Annotated in this window: 13 protein-coding genes; all 13 read right to left on the reverse strand. The window is 73.6% G+C overall.

Features of this window, described 5'->3' with window-relative positions:
• Window positions 1-3: 3 nt before the first annotated feature.
• The 13 genes from H4W31_RS24450 to H4W31_RS24510 all read right to left on the reverse strand — a co-directional run bounded on the left by H4W31_RS24450 (window position 4) and on the right by H4W31_RS24510 (window position 13239).
• Window positions 4-1155, reverse strand: a complete 1152-nt coding sequence (locus tag H4W31_RS24450) for an NADase-type glycan-binding domain-containing protein (RefSeq protein ID WP_192768779.1) — start codon at window positions 1153-1155, stop codon at window positions 4-6.
• Entirely contained in the window at window positions 1142-1720 is a 579-nt protein-coding gene (locus H4W31_RS24455) for a phage tail protein (RefSeq protein ID WP_192768780.1), read from the reverse strand. Before H4W31_RS24455 ends, H4W31_RS24450 begins: the two co-directional genes overlap by 14 nt.
• Window positions 1721-1750: 30 nt before the next feature.
• A complete protein-coding gene (locus tag H4W31_RS24460; protein WP_192768781.1) occupies window positions 1751-3700 on the reverse strand; it encodes a putative baseplate assembly protein in 1950 nt (649 codons plus the stop codon).
• Complete coding sequence (locus H4W31_RS24465) at window positions 3700-4122, reverse strand: GPW/gp25 family protein (protein ID WP_192768782.1); 423 nt, start codon at window positions 4120-4122, stop codon at window positions 3700-3702. Before H4W31_RS24465 ends, H4W31_RS24460 begins: the two co-directional genes overlap by 1 nt.
• Window positions 4123-4128: 6 nt before the next feature.
• Window positions 4129-4467: a PAAR domain-containing protein gene (locus tag H4W31_RS24470; RefSeq protein WP_192768783.1), complete on the reverse strand. Its 339-nt coding sequence runs from the start codon at window positions 4465-4467 to the stop codon at window positions 4129-4131.
• A gap of 80 nt (window positions 4468-4547) precedes the next feature.
• Complete coding sequence (locus H4W31_RS24475; protein ID WP_192768784.1) at window positions 4548-6362, reverse strand: VgrG-related protein; 1815 nt, start codon at window positions 6360-6362, stop codon at window positions 4548-4550.
• A gap of 9 nt (window positions 6363-6371) precedes the next feature.
• Complete coding sequence (locus H4W31_RS24480; protein ID WP_192768785.1) at window positions 6372-7136, reverse strand: CIS tube protein; 765 nt, start codon at window positions 7134-7136, stop codon at window positions 6372-6374.
• 44 nt (window positions 7137-7180) lie between these two features.
• Window positions 7181-7627: a phage tail protein gene (locus H4W31_RS24485; protein ID WP_318783380.1), complete on the reverse strand. Its 447-nt coding sequence runs from the start codon at window positions 7625-7627 to the stop codon at window positions 7181-7183.
• Window positions 7606-10452: a hypothetical protein gene (locus tag H4W31_RS24490; protein ID WP_192768786.1), complete on the reverse strand. Its 2847-nt coding sequence runs from the start codon at window positions 10450-10452 to the stop codon at window positions 7606-7608. The genes H4W31_RS24485 and H4W31_RS24490 overlap by 22 nt, the downstream gene beginning before the upstream one ends.
• Window positions 10453-10458: 6 nt before the next feature.
• Window positions 10459-10617, reverse strand: a complete 159-nt coding sequence (locus H4W31_RS24495; protein WP_192768787.1) for a DUF6760 family protein — start codon at window positions 10615-10617, stop codon at window positions 10459-10461.
• Window positions 10614-11084 carry a zinc-ribbon domain-containing protein gene (locus tag H4W31_RS24500; protein ID WP_192768788.1) on the reverse strand — a complete coding sequence of 157 codons (471 nt, stop codon included), beginning with the start codon at window positions 11082-11084 and terminating at the stop codon, window positions 10614-10616. The genes H4W31_RS24495 and H4W31_RS24500 overlap by 4 nt, the downstream gene beginning before the upstream one ends.
• Window positions 11085-11188: 104 nt before the next feature.
• On the reverse strand, window positions 11189-11632 hold the full coding sequence (locus tag H4W31_RS24505; protein ID WP_192768789.1) for a phage tail protein: 444 nt from the start codon (window positions 11630-11632) through the stop codon (window positions 11189-11191).
• Window positions 11633-11691: 59 nt separating this feature from the next.
• Window positions 11692-13239 (reverse strand): phage tail sheath family protein, encoded by a 1548-nt coding sequence (locus tag H4W31_RS24510; protein ID WP_192768790.1) that lies wholly within the window; start codon window positions 13237-13239, stop codon window positions 11692-11694.
• Window positions 13240-13318: the final 79 nt, after the last annotated feature.

A 13318-nucleotide genomic window follows, 5' to 3' on the forward strand; every position in this document is an offset into this window, starting at 1 on the left:
CGGTCAGGGGCGGCGGAAGAACTCCACCTCGCCGATCGCCGTACGGCGGCCGGCCGCGCTGCCGTAGCTCTCCCGGACGGTCAACCGCACCCGCACCACGTCGCCGACGACCCGGCGGAAGGTCTGTGGCCCGGCCCGGTCGGCGAGCCGCAGCGTCCTGGTCTCCGACCCGCGCTGGCTGGTCCAGACGGTCAGTTCCAGCTCCGCCGGCCGGGCCTGCCGCAGGAACAGGTCCCGCTGCGCCGCCACGCCGGGATGGACGATCAGGTCGAGCAGCCGGAACGGGGTGGCGAAGGTGAGTTCGACGTACTCCCCGTGCCCGGCGCCGACCGGGGCCGGAGCCCAGTAGCTGTTGCTGAGCCCGTCCACGATCGCGCCCGCCGGGTGGTTCCCCGCCTGACTCGACGCGCGTACCGAGACCGGGCTCACCGGCTCCGGATCGGCGATCCTGTCCCGTACGGCGTCACTGGCCCGGGAACCGAGCCGGACCACGCCGTAGCCGAGACCGGCGAGCAGCGCGGCGACGAGCAGCAGGGTGCCGACCCGGTGCACCAGACCCCAGCCGCCCGAGCGGGGCCGGACCAGCCAGCGCGCCCCACGGAACAGGGCCCGGCCGAGTCGGCGCCACCACGGGTACCGGATCACCGGTCCGGCCTGGGCCCCGAGGGCGGTGCCGCACCGACGGCAGAACTTCCGCTCCGGGGGGTTGCCGGTCGCACAGGCCGGGCAGACGACATCGTCGGAACCCTCCTCCGTCCGGAGCGGGCGTTGCCGTACGACGGGTCGGCGGGCCCGCGGTCGAGCCGGCTGGACCGCCTCCACCGACCCCGCCGGCCGGTCCGTCGCCGTTTCCGTGCCCGCCGGACGGGCGGCGTCGGTGGCGGCCGTCAGCACGTCCTGCGGGCGGGCCGTTGTCGCGTCGGTCGGGTCGCCGGTTCCGGGCGAGGCCGTTGACGCCGGATGGGCCGCCCCGGGCGCCCGTACGCCCACCGGAGGGTCCGCTTCCGTGGCCGAGGGCTGGACGGAACGGCTCGGAGTCGACGGTCGGGCCGGCGGTGGAACGTCCTCGGCCTGTTCCCAGCCGAGGAACGATCCGCAGACCGCACAGAAGACGCCGCCGGGTTCGGCCGGGACACACCGCTCACAGCGTTCCATCGTGGTCGCCTCCCGTCTCCTCGGCACCGGAGACGAGGACCCGGACCGTGTACGGCACGTGCGCCGGCCGGTTCGCCTCCACCAGGGCCCGCAGCCGGGCCAGCGGAACCAGTTCGGGCTCGGGCACCCGTACCGTCACCGTCAGGGTGGGGGCCGCCGTGCCCGGAAGCGGCCCGCCCGTGCTCGACGACCAGGCCGTACCGCCGTTCTCGGTGATCTCCGGCCATACGCCGAAGACCGTCCGTACCTGCTCCGCCAGCCCCCGTGCGGTGCCCCGGACCCGGTGCAGCGCCACCGCGCTGGCGACCGCCTCACGGCGCTGCCGCAGCGTCCATCCCGGTGCCGTCTCGGCCGCCACCCAGCCGGCGAGCCAGTCGACGAAGTCGACCGGGGCCAGCCGGGGATCCAGATAGGCGGCGAGGTTGTCCAGTGTCGAGTGCACCGGAGCCAGCACCTCGTCGAAGGCGGCGAGCAGCCGTCCGGCCAACTCGTCGGTGCCGTAGATCGCCGGCAGCCGCCGGCCGAACGAATGCGGTGTGCCGAGGCCCGGCACTGCGCCACGCATGGGAGCCTTCCCTTCCCGGCCGTGCCGGTCTCAACGTTCTTCCACCCGGACCTGGTGCTCGTGGGAGAAGACCAGCGCATGCCGGTCGAGTTCGACCCGGGCCGTCGCCGCACCGCGCCGGCCGGTGATCGGGTCGGCGGGGAAGAGCAGCACCTCCTCCACCAGCGCGACGCCGGTCAGTCGCTGGAGCACCCCGAAGAGTTCGCCGGACTGCACCGGCCGGCCGAACGGCCAGCCCGACCCGTCCGGCCCGCCACGCAGCGGGTTGAGGTAGCCGTACAACGCGTCGAGTGCGGCGGTCCGGAGCCGCTCGGCGGCCGAGTCGGGCCGGGCGGTCAGCCGGGCCGCCACGGTGACACCCCGGTAGAACGGCGGTTCCACGACCAGGCGTACCCCGATGGGTCGGCGGGCGTCCAGGTGCCCGGCGATGGTCGCCAGCATGTCGTCGGGCGGGATCAGCTGCTCGAAGCGCAGTCGTTCGTCCGCGTCCGCGACCGCCTCGGGTACGACGAGGACGCGTACACCGCCGGGGTCGGCACCGTCCCCGGCGGCCAGGCAGCGGATCCGGGCCGCCGCCGGCACCGCCTGCCCGGCGATCAGCTCGTAGTCGCGCGCGGTGACGGCCCGGTCCTGTGCCCGGAGCTGCACCGGGCCGCGCTGCCGGGCGCTCTGCACCGACTCGCCGTCCACCCCGCCGGCGGCGGCCTCCCGGTTCTCCACCCGGCTCACGTACGGCACCGAGCTGCGGAGCATCGAGATCGCGCCCCGGGCCACGTTTCCGCGTCGTCCACCTCCGGTGCGGTATCGGCGGACCCGCAACCGGGCGCCGTTCGGCGGGACCGCGCCGTACCGGCGCAGTGATCCGTCGGGCTCGCGGACCGCCGGACCGAACGCCACCTCGCCGATGGTCCGGTCCAGCGTCACGCACCGGTCGTCCGGGCCGGTGGCGCCGAACGCGTCCACTTCGGGCCACTCCTGCCAGCCGGTGCCGTCGGAGACCTCGACGACAAACGGTTGGTCGTCGGGGATCACCGGCGGGCGGGCCACCCGGAACCGCTGCCCCGGCACCCCCTCGGACTCGCCGAGGAACTCACCGACGACCGTCTCGGCGTGCACCGCGTCGACCGTGCCGCCGATGGTGAACGCCGACGCGGCCCGGATCGTCGGCGACGCCGCGTAGAAGGGCTGGCCGGGCTCGGCGGCCACCAGCCGGCACCGCAGCCAGCCGGCCCGCTGGTCCGCGACGGCGGAGGCGGTGTGTCCGGCCGGCACGTGCAGCACCACGTCGCCGGGGCGGTTGAGTCCGCCGGTGGAGTCGCTGTCCACCTCGCACGCCACCCAGCCGGCGCCGTCCCACGCCTCCCAGAGCAGTGGTGGCTGGCGGGGATCAACCCCGATTCCCTCCACCCGGCTGTCCAGCCGGAGTACCACGGCGCAGGACGGGACCGCCGAGGTCAGGCCGAGGAGCAGGGCGTCACCCACGGTCGGGGTGGCGGCGAAGCAGGCCACGTCCCGGCCGTCCAGTACCCGGTCGGTACGGTCGGCCGCCGGCCCGTCGGCGGGATGGGTCCGTAGGTGGGTCAGTTCGCAGGAGACGATCGTCAGGTCGGCGGAGGTGGCGAAGACGATCGCCTCCTCGGTCTCGGTACGGATCGTGCCTGCCTCGGTGCCGGCCCGCAGCAGCACCGGCTCGGCCTGCGGCGCGGCGAGCCAGAACGTGAGGTCGGTCCGGGCCGGTGTCGGTGGGAAGAGCCGGACGCCGATCAGGTCGAGGAAGGCGAGGTAGTTCTTCTCCGGGACCCGGTTCAGCCGGTACAGCAGCTCGTCGGTCATCTGGGCGAACGCCTCGATCAGGGTGACACCGGGATCGGAGACATTGTGGTCCGTCCACTCAGGACAGCGTTGCTGGATGAAGCGTTTCGCGTCGTCGACGAGCTGCTGGAAACGCCGGTCGTCGAGGTTGGGCGTGGGCAGGGCCATCAGTCCTCCACCTCGGCGTCGGGCCCGTCGTGGGACGGGATGACGTAGAACGGGAAGACCAGGTTCCGCGGGTCGTTGGTACCGCGGATCAGGTACCGGATGTCGATGTAGAGCGTTCCGGCCGCCATCTCGTCGAAGCCCACGAGTACGTCGGTGACCTCGATCCGCGGCTCCCAGCGGTCGAGCGCCGCCCGGACCTCGAAGGCGATCTGCCCGGCGGTGTTCTCGTCCGCCGGCGCGAAGACGTAGTCGTGCACCCCACAGCCGAACTCGGGACGCATCGGCCGCTCGCCGGGGGCCGTACCCAGGATCAGCCGTACCGCCTCGACGATCTCCCGCTCCCGGGTGACCAGTGCGATGCCGCCGCTGGCGTTGACCCGCAGCGGGAACGCCCAGCCGGCGCCGATGAACTGTTCCGCCACGGCCGCTCAGCCTCCGATGATCACGTTCAGGGCGCCGGTCATGATCACGGCCGAGCAGCTGGTCCGGTCGCCGACCCGGGCGGCCGGAAAGCCGCCGATCAGCACCTGCCCACGGGGCGGCGGGGGACCGGGCAGCACCACGTTGCCCGGACCGAGCGCCTGGTGCGGTGGCGGGACCGGGCAGCCGCAGACCGTGCCGACCACCGCGGCCGGCAGACCACCGATCAGGACCCTGCCCACGCCACCCGCCGGACCCGGCCCGGCCGCGGCGACGCCGGGTAGGCCGACGGTACCGGTCGGCGCGCCGTGGCCGACCCTGTCCCCGATCCGGGCTGCTGGTGGCATCGCGCATCTCCTCCCTCTCGCCGGGTACGCCCACTGCGCATCCGGCGCACGACTCCGCCGGCATGCCGGCGGCACCGCACTCAGTTGATCCGTACGACCCGGCCGGACACCGACACGTTGGCGCCGGAGAGGGTCAGGTCGCCGAGCCCGGCATCCAACGACACTCCTCGCCCGGTGACCGCGACCGGTCCGCGCGACTCGACCGAGACGCTTCCGGTCCCGCTGATGGTGACCTCGGTACTGGCCTCGATCACCACGCTGCCGTCGCTGCGTACCACCACCGAGGTGCCGGCCCGGTCCAGGTGCAGCAGCAGGTTGTCGGTGCCGTTCTCGGTGCGCAGCCGGATTCCCTGGGCGGCGGCGACGGTCGGCCCGTCGAGCAGCTCCACCCAGTTCCCGGTACGCCGACGGCCGGCCGCCCGGCCCTGACGGGTGGCCAGCGAGAGCCGGTTCACCGAACCGCTCGCCGGGTCGACGAGCGGTCCGTCGTGCGGGGACGGCCGGTCGACACCGTTGTAGAGCCCGCCGAGCACGTACGGCCGGTCCAGCAGCCCCTGCTCGAACCCGACCAGCACCTCGTCGCCGACCTCGGGGCAGACGACCCCACCACCGCCGACCCCGCCCAGTTGCACCGTACGGACCCAGTCGGTCTCGTACTGGTCGTCGAGCCAGGGGAACCTGAGCTTGACCCAGCCCTGGTCGCGCCGCTCCGGATGCTGCCGATCCATTCCGGCGTTGACGTTGGTGACCACACCGATGGCCAGGCCCGGCATCCGGACCGACCGGGCCGGGGCGAGGGCGCCGGAGGTCAGCCCGACCAGTGAACGGTCCTGGCCGCCGCTGACGGTCAGCCAGGTCTCGTAGAACCGGGCCGGACCGAAGACGTGCCGGCTGGCGGTGACGGTGTACTTCCCCTCGAACGGCCGCCCCACGCCGTTGAGCGCGAGCGGTACCCCGGCCCGCAGTTCCGGGTTGCCCCGGATGCCCACCTCGAGTTCGGCGAAGCCGGCCGCCACCTGGGCGGCCAGGGCCCGGGCCACCGTGCCCACCTCGGCCGGCGTCTCGTACGGCACGTCGGCGACCAGCATCTCGGAGGTGCCGAACTCCGCCGACAGCTCTCCGGCAGTCACCGAGAGCCGCACCTCGTCGCTGCCGGTCACCTTGGCCCGGCCGATCACCGGCTCCCGGGTACGGCGGTTCCAACCCCGCACCTCCACGTCGGTGTACTGACCGACCGAGGTGACCGTGGAGCGCAGGGCGAGCAGGTTGCCGTCCATCTCCACCACGAAGTCGCTGCGCTCGGCGGTCGCCGCCGGGCCGGGCGCGGAGGCGGCTCGGACCGGTCGGCGGAACACGAACCGGCCGTCGACCACCGCCACCTCGGCGTCGTTGTCGGCGGCGAGCATCTTGAGGAACTCCCAGTCGCTGACGTTGGGCTGGGACACCATGTCGTAGACCACCGAGGTCGGGTCGATCCGGCCGAGCGGCAGGCCGGCGAACCGGGCCAGCTCCCGGGCGATGTCGGAAGCCGTCCGGTTCTGGTAACTGGCGACCCGCCGGCCCCGCATCAGTCGGTGCGAGAGGTCCAGGCCCCGGATGCTGGTGTAGGTGCCGGTGCCGTCGAAATCCGTCTCGACGGTCACCACCTCGCCGGTGAACAGCGGCACCTCCCGGTTGCTGTCGCCGGCACGTACCGCCACGGTCAGTTTCCGGCCGATCGTGATGCGGGACTCCTGCAGCAGCCGGGACCCCTGGTCGTGGTAGCGCAGGGTGGCCGACGCGGGCAGGTTGCTGCTGTCCTCGACGCAGCCGTACACCAGCCGCTCGGGCCACTCGCCGGGCAACGTGTTCGGAGCGCCGACCACCAGCAGATTGGTGAGATTTCCCTCGGGCACGCTGTGCACCTACCTTCGCCACGGAAGGGCCGTGGCCCCGGCGGTCGGTTCGTGGCCCCTCGCCGGCTCGGCCGGAAACTCGTCCGGGGCGGGCAGCAGCAGTTCGGTGCCGGGAGCCAGCCGGGTCGGGTCGTCGATGTCGTTCGCCTCGGCGATCACCCGCCACACCGTGGGGTCGCCGTACTCCCGGTGCGCCAGCAACGGCAGCGAGTCGCCGTCCACCACCCGGTGCACCCGGCGGGCGGAGCGCCCACCCGAGGTGGGGTTCTGGCCGGGCTTGCTGCCGCTGATCTCGGTCAGGTTCAGCTCGCAGGTCGCCCGCAACGGGGTTCCCGAGCTGTCGAACAGGGTGTACGTCGCGGTCACCTGGCTGACGTACGAGTAGAACGAGACGGTCTGGAACTGACCCCAGGTGAACTTCACCCACGGTGGTGACGGGGCCTTGGCCGCGATGCTGGCCCTGGTCGGCGTGCAGCAGGTCAGCAGGGTCTCGACCCGCTGCTGCACCGTACGGTCGTGGCTGTCGGTCACGTCGAGGAACACCGTCAGGGCCAGGGTGCGCGGCTCCGAGCCGCTGAACTCCGGGATGCCGACCTGTTCCGCCCCGCGTACCACGTGCGGAATCCAGGAGGCCGACTTGGTCAGGGTCAGCTGGTTGGGGTTGAACATGAAGGTCACCGGTCCGCCGAGCGGGCCACCGGGCCGGTTGCCGCCGCCGAGCGGCGGGTTGTAGCGCTGGATGAACGCGGAGACCTTGCCGGTCGGCTTCTTCATGACGCCGCTCCGCCGGTGGAAAGCGTTCGCTGGCGGTCCCGCATCTAACCCACCTCCAGGAAGCCGTGGTAGGCGAGTTCGATGCTCTCGGTCGCCACCTCGGAGCGGGTGGGGTCGAAGGACGGGCCGGTCCACCGGACCAGTACGACGTCGTTCAGGCCCCACTGCACCAGCAGCGCCCGGTCGGGCCGCAGCGCGGCGATCTGGGCGGTGCCCCGGGTGACCCCCTGCGGAAGCGTGGTGAGCAGTTGGGCCACCTTGGCCGTGTCCGGCATGAGCGGCCGGCTGAGGGTGACGTTGGTGTAGCGCACCCGGGACGGCAGTTGCCAGACGAAGCCGTTGTTGCCGCCCTCCTGATGCTGTTCGACCTCGATCTCGCAGCCGAGTCCGTCGCACGAGTTCCAGTCCCCGAGGTCCATGCCGTCGATGCGGAGCCGGAAGTGGACGCTGGTGCCCGGGTCGGTGCTGGTCAACGTCCACCGTCCAGCCACCGGCCGGCACGTTCGCGGCCCAGTCGTAGTTCGGCCCGCAGCAGCCGGCTGATCGGCTCGACGAGCCGGTGCGCCAGTTCGTCCAGGGCGCGGCGGTCTAGGTGGTGGAAGCGCTCGGCGGCGGCCCGGTCCTCCCGAGCCGACCCGAGTCGATCGGCGCCGGCGCTTCCTCCGCCGGCGGTCGAGCCGGCTCCGGCGCCGTCCCGGCCGGATTCTCTGCGGCTGGCCGAGCCGGCGGTCCGGTGCAGGGTCGGCGCGGAGTTGACCGCCGCCGTCGGGCGGGCCGGCGTGGGGCGTTCGGACGGGTCCGCCGCCGGGCCGGTGGTGGAGCCGACCGCGTCGCGTTGTACCGGCATCGCCGGCCCGCCCGGCCGGGCGACGGGCGGGCGTCGCCCGCCGGCCGTGACGCCCGCCCGTCGCCCGGCCGGGGGTTGCGTCCGGGGCACCGGGCGGGGGATCGCCACCGGCGCGGCGCCGGCGGGTGTCCGCTGGATCGGGACCGGCCGGGCCGGGGTGCCGGCCAACCGGACGTACGGCGGACCGCCGGACCCTGGCCGAAGGGGTGCGGGCGGCGAGGTCAGGGTCCGGGTGGCGGCGCCACCCGAGCCGCCGCGCGGTCGTGTCGGATCCGCCATGGTCGGTGCCTCCTGGTCTGTTGCCGGCACGCGGGGTGTCGTCGTGGTCGCCGGTGCGCCGGCCGGGGTGTTGCCGGCTGGTCGGGACCAGCGGATCGGTACCACCGGGCCGGCCGGGGTACGGCGGCGGACCGACCCGGTCGTCTCGGAGCCCGCGCCGTACCCGGGGTACGGACCGGGTACGGCGCGGCGTTGCAGGGTCGGGCTCGCGGGCCGTCCGCCGAGCAGTGGGACGGCCTGCCGCCCCGTCCGCCGCCCGGCCGGCTGCGTGACCGGGAGCCCGGACCGGTCGGCGGGGCTGTGTGGCTTCCCGGAGGTCGACCGGGAATCCGCTGCCGGGCCGGTGGCGGTCGCGCCACGGGCGCCGGTGGCTGCCGGAGGGGTACCGGCGGCCTTCGGCACCGGGGAGTGTGGCTGGGGCGTCGGCCCCGGGAGGTGTGGTTCGGCGGAGCGCTGCACGACGTGGGGCACCCCGCCAGGCGGTCCGGCCGGCGACGGGGGCCGAGCCGCGACCCGGGGCAGGGCGCTCGGGGCGAGTGGAGACCCGAGACCGACCGACGGGACGGCCGGAGGGCCGGACCGGTGCGCTGGAGGACCGCCCGGGGCTGCGGGGACGCCGGGTGGTGTGCGGCCGGGCCCGGCCGATCCGGGTACGCCCGACGTCGGAGCCGAGGCCGGCGCGGCACCCGTCGGCGGTCGGCTGGATCGGCCTCCTCGGTCGGCCGGACCCGTTCGCTGGACGGAGTGATCGGCTGCCCGGTCGGAGCGGCCGACCGCGGCCGTCGACGCCGGATGCTCGGCCGTGACCGGTCGGGCCCGGATGGTGGTGGCCGGGGCGATCGGAGCGATGGGGGCGGCCGGGGTGACGGGGGCGGTGTGGGTGTCGGTGATCGGGGCGGTCGAGGTGGTCCGGCCGGCGACCGGCGGACCGGAGGTCTGCGGCGGGAGATTCCCGGCGGGTGGAGGCGAACCCGTGCCGTCCGGCGGACCGGAGGTCTGCGACGGCTGATTTCCGGCGGGTGGTGGCGACTTCGTGCCGTCCGGCGCCGACCGGACGGCCGGAACCGCCGTGCTGGACCGCTGCACCGGTGCCGGCACACCGCTGGTCCGACCGCTGACGATCGGACCGGTGCCGGTGCCGGTGCCGGTGCCGGTGCCGGTGGTCGGAGCGGTCGGTCGACCGGCGGCCGGTGGGCGCCGGGAGAGCACCGCCGCCGGAGCGGCCGGGTCCGGGGGCGGCAGCTGGATCGGCTCGCCGAGGCCGAGCCGCGGCGTCGGATGGTTCGTCCGGCGGGCCGATGGCCGCACTGCCGGCGGGGGCTGCGGACCGGTGGGTGGGACAGGTGCGCCGGATGCCGGGCCGTGCCCGGTCGGCGGCTCCGGTGCGGCGACGACCGGGGCGGATATCCCGACGACCGGCCCGGATACCGCAGCCGAGGCCCGGTCGACCGGGCGGCCGGTCCGGGAACCCTCGGAGACCGGCTTCACCACGACCGGACCTGCGGAGTCTGGCGCTGCGGAAGGCCGGCCGGCCGGAGCGGGGAGGGACGCGATGGCGGGAAGTCGGCGCGGCGACGCGGCGACCCGGGCCACCGTGAGCGGTCCGCCGGGGCGCCGGGCGGGGGAGGGCCGGACCGGGCGGGGCGGTGCCACGCTGGACCGGTCCGCCGGAAGCGGTTTCCCGCTCCGGGGCGTCGGCGCGGTGGTCGGTCCGGCCTTGGCCGGGGCCGCCGGGACACCGGCCGGTGCGCTCGGGTCGGCACCCGTCGTCGGGTGGGCACCAGTCGTCGGGTCAGCACCGGTCGTCAGGTGGGCACCGGTCACCGGGTCGGCACCGACCGGAAGTGGCGTCGGTAGGGTCCGCCGCTGCACCGGGCGGGCCCGCCGCGTCGACTCGGCTGGCGCAGGAGGCACCGGCCGGAGCAGGCCGTGTCCCAGCCCGCCTGGCGCGTCCGGGCTGACCAGATGTTCGAGCGGCCGGTGGAACGCGGGATCCCGCCAGGTGGCAAGCCGCCGCCGGAAGCCCTGCGGATCACTGAGCGGCGCCTCGGCACGGGTGGCCAGACCGGTCATCGGCGGTACCGAGCGCCAACCGGGATCCGTGGCGGCCGGCGCCGGACCGGGGTCCGCCGGAAGACCGACCTCGTCGGCCGGTCGGCGCCACCGCCGGAGCAGATCGCGTACGCCCATCGCCGATCACCGGCCTTCGTTGACGCGGGTGTTGATGGCGGCTATCTCCGCGACGAAGCGCCGTCGTTCGTCGTGGCGCAGGTCGAGGATCTCGTCCCGGGACCAGTGGAAGTGGTAGGCGACGTACGCGACCTCCTCGTAGAGCCGGTCGGCCGCGTACGTCACGATTCCCCCGGGCGACCACCGGCGAGGTCCACCTCGAAGCCCGACTCGCAGTGCGGGCAGGTCACCGCGGCGCGACTGTGCCCCTCGGCGTTGACCTGCCGGTAGAAGTCCTGCAGGAAGGCGAGATCCGAGGCGAAGAACCGCTCCACGTGCTCGGCCCGTACGTCGGTGACGGTGCCCAGCCGGGTGATGACCATGCTGAGCAGCACCACCGACAGGTAGGCCGGGTTGTCCTTGACCCGCAGGTCGACCAGTGGGGCGAGTTCGTCCCGGGCGGTGGCCAGCCGCATGGTGCCGTACCGGTGGACGGTGCCGGCCGTGTCGACGTACCCCCGGGGGAGTTCGAAGGAGAACTCGGTCTGCAGCCTCGGCGGGCCGGCCGGTCCCGCCGGATCGGCGCCCGGTACGGGCTCCGCGCCGTCCGGCGGCTCGTCCAGGGCGGTGTGCGAAACGGTGCGGCGTCTCATAAAAGTCGCGGCGTGTCCGGCCGGTCAGGGCCGGACGACGACACCGCTACCTCCCCTCGGGAAATCGGTTGGGGTTCTCGCCCGCGGCGACGGCCGCCGGGAGGTCAGGAACTGGTGATGTCCTCGAAGACGATGGTGACCTTCTCGGTGGCCGGGCTCGCGTCGCCGGCCTTCAGGGTGGGCCCCTCCCACCGGCTCACCCAGGCGTTGGTCAGGTCGAACCGGCGCTGCGCCTCGTTCTTCGCGTCGACGATGATGACGCTGATGTTCTGCCGGGCGGTGTCGATCGCGCCCTTCTCGAAGGTGTCCTTGATCCATTCGGTGAACGCGCTGCTCTTGTCCAGCCCACGGGTGATGGTCACCTCGCCGCCCTTGGGCGCCCCGGGCAGCTTGCGGATGATGTACTCCCCGGTCGGGGTGACCTGGGTGACCTCGATCGCGTCCAGTTCCACGACGAGGCCGCTCACCTCCTGGATCGACTCGACCCGGGCCTTGCCCAGTTCCACCTGGAACCGGTGGGTCGCGAAGGTGTCGCCGTTCTCCGCCATCGCTGGTTACCGTCCTCTTCCTGTCGGCATGTCAACGTCCACTCTGGATTCGCTCCGGGTCATTCCGAGACGAGACTGGTGCTGTCGGAGTACTGGGACAGCCGGAAGATCACGAACTCGGCCGGCTTCACCGGGCAGACCCCGACCTCGCAGACCACCCGGCCGCGGTCGACGGACTCCGGCGGGTTGGTCTCCCGGTCGCACTTGACGTAGAAGGCCTCGGCGGCGGTGCTGCCGAACAGCGCCCCGCCGCGCCACTCCTCGGTGAGGAACGCGGCGATGTTGCGCCGGATCGTGCCCCAGAGCCGTTCGTCGTTCGGCTCGAAGACCGACCACTGGGTGCCGAGCAGGATCGACTCCTCGATGTAGTTGAACAGCCGGCGGACGTTGATGTAACGCCACGAGGGGTCCGATGAGAGGGTCCTGGCCCCCCACACCCGGATCCCCCGGCCAGGGAAGGTGCGGATGCAGTTCACCCCGACCGGGTTGAGTAGGTCCTGCTCGCCCTTTGTCACGCTGTTCTGCACCTCGATCACGCCCCGGAGTACGTCGTTCGCCGGTGCCTTGTGGACACCGCGTTCGGTGTCGGTACGCGACCACAGCCCGGCGACGTGTCCGCTGGGCGGCATGAACCGGTGCTGCCCGCTCGCCGGGTCGAAGACCCTGATCCAGGGGTAGTAGAGGGCGGCGAACCGGGAGTCGTACCCCGTCGCGTCCTGCCGCCAGCTCAGTACCTGCCGGGCGGTCAGCTCCGGCGGCGGGTCGAGGATCGCCATCCGGTCCGCCATCTGCTCGCAGTGCGAGATGACCGCCAGTTGGACCGCCTTGACGTCGTCGAGGCCGAGCCGCCCCTGCTGGTACGCGCTCATCAGATCGGGCACCGCGACCATGGTGATCTCGTCGATCGCCTCCAGGCCGCCGAAGCCGGTCCGGGCGTCCGCGTCCCCGACGTAGTCGTCGGCGGAGATCCGGGCGGGCAGGCCGGCGGGGTCGGCCGGCACCGGCGGTACGCTCACCGACTGCTTCGGCGGACGGGCCAGCGCGTTCGCCGACGCCGCCTCCTCGACCGAGATCAGCTTCGACCGCTCGCGCACCTGGTTGACCACGTACGCCTTGGTGTTCCGCTTCGCGGAGACCTCGAACGTCTCCCGTTCCACGCCGTCCTGCCGGACCACCAGCCGGAACCGGTCCTCCGGTACGGCCTCGCCCGGCACGTCGGCCACCTCCACGGTGATCTCACCGGCGTCGCCGGAGCCGGGCAGCGCCATGACGGTGTAGGTGCCGAGCGGTACCGGTGGCCCGGTGACGGCCCGATCCGCCGTGTTCCCGCCGGCCGGCGCCGCCGGGGCACCGACCCGGACGACGTAGCAGACGCCGCCGCCGTTGGCGAAGTAGCCGTACACCGCCTGGGCCAGGTAGGCGTCCTCGACCATCTCCCCGAACGTCTGGACGAACTGGCTCCAGTTGGTCACCAGGCTCGGGGTGTTGAACGGTCCCCTTGCGGCGAAGCCCACGAAGGCGGCGACGGCGGTGCCCACCCCCTCGATCGGGCGTGAGCCGCTCGGCACCTCCTCGACATACACGCCGGGTGACAGGTACGACGGCATAACAGACTCCCTCGGGCGCAACGGCGATCCGTGGGGAGAAGTCTGGGCCGAAGCCGGGCCGGCAGACATGACCCGACGG

The sequence above is a fragment of the Plantactinospora soyae genome (assembly GCF_014874095.1).
In the GTDB taxonomy this organism is placed as follows: domain Bacteria; phylum Actinomycetota; class Actinomycetes; order Mycobacteriales; family Micromonosporaceae; genus Plantactinospora; species Plantactinospora soyae.

What these genes read in the sequence shown, in the direction of transcription:
- H4W31_RS24450 (WP_192768779.1), bottom strand. Translation starts at nt 1,155, where the DNA reads ATGGAACGCTGTGAGCGGTGTGTCCCGGCCGAACCCGGCGGCGTCTTC.
- H4W31_RS24455 (WP_192768780.1), bottom strand. Translation starts at nt 1,720, where the DNA reads ATGCGTGGCGCAGTGCCGGGCCTCGGCACACCGCATTCGTTCGGCCGG.
- H4W31_RS24460 (WP_192768781.1), bottom strand. Translation starts at nt 3,700, where the DNA reads ATGGCCCTGCCCACGCCCAACCTCGACGACCGGCGTTTCCAGCAGCTC.
- H4W31_RS24470 (WP_192768783.1), bottom strand. Translation starts at nt 4,467, where the DNA reads ATGCCACCAGCAGCCCGGATCGGGGACAGGGTCGGCCACGGCGCGCCG.
- H4W31_RS24480 (WP_192768785.1), bottom strand. Translation starts at nt 7,136, where the DNA reads ATGAAGAAGCCGACCGGCAAGGTCTCCGCGTTCATCCAGCGCTACAAC.
- H4W31_RS24490 (WP_192768786.1), bottom strand. Translation starts at nt 10,452, where the DNA reads ATGGGCGTACGCGATCTGCTCCGGCGGTGGCGCCGACCGGCCGACGAG.
- H4W31_RS24500 (WP_192768788.1), bottom strand. Translation starts at nt 11,084, where the DNA reads ATGAGACGCCGCACCGTTTCGCACACCGCCCTGGACGAGCCGCCGGAC.
- H4W31_RS24505 (WP_192768789.1), bottom strand. Translation starts at nt 11,632, where the DNA reads ATGGCGGAGAACGGCGACACCTTCGCGACCCACCGGTTCCAGGTGGAA.
- H4W31_RS24510 (WP_192768790.1), bottom strand. Translation starts at nt 13,239, where the DNA reads ATGCCGTCGTACCTGTCACCCGGCGTGTATGTCGAGGAGGTGCCGAGC.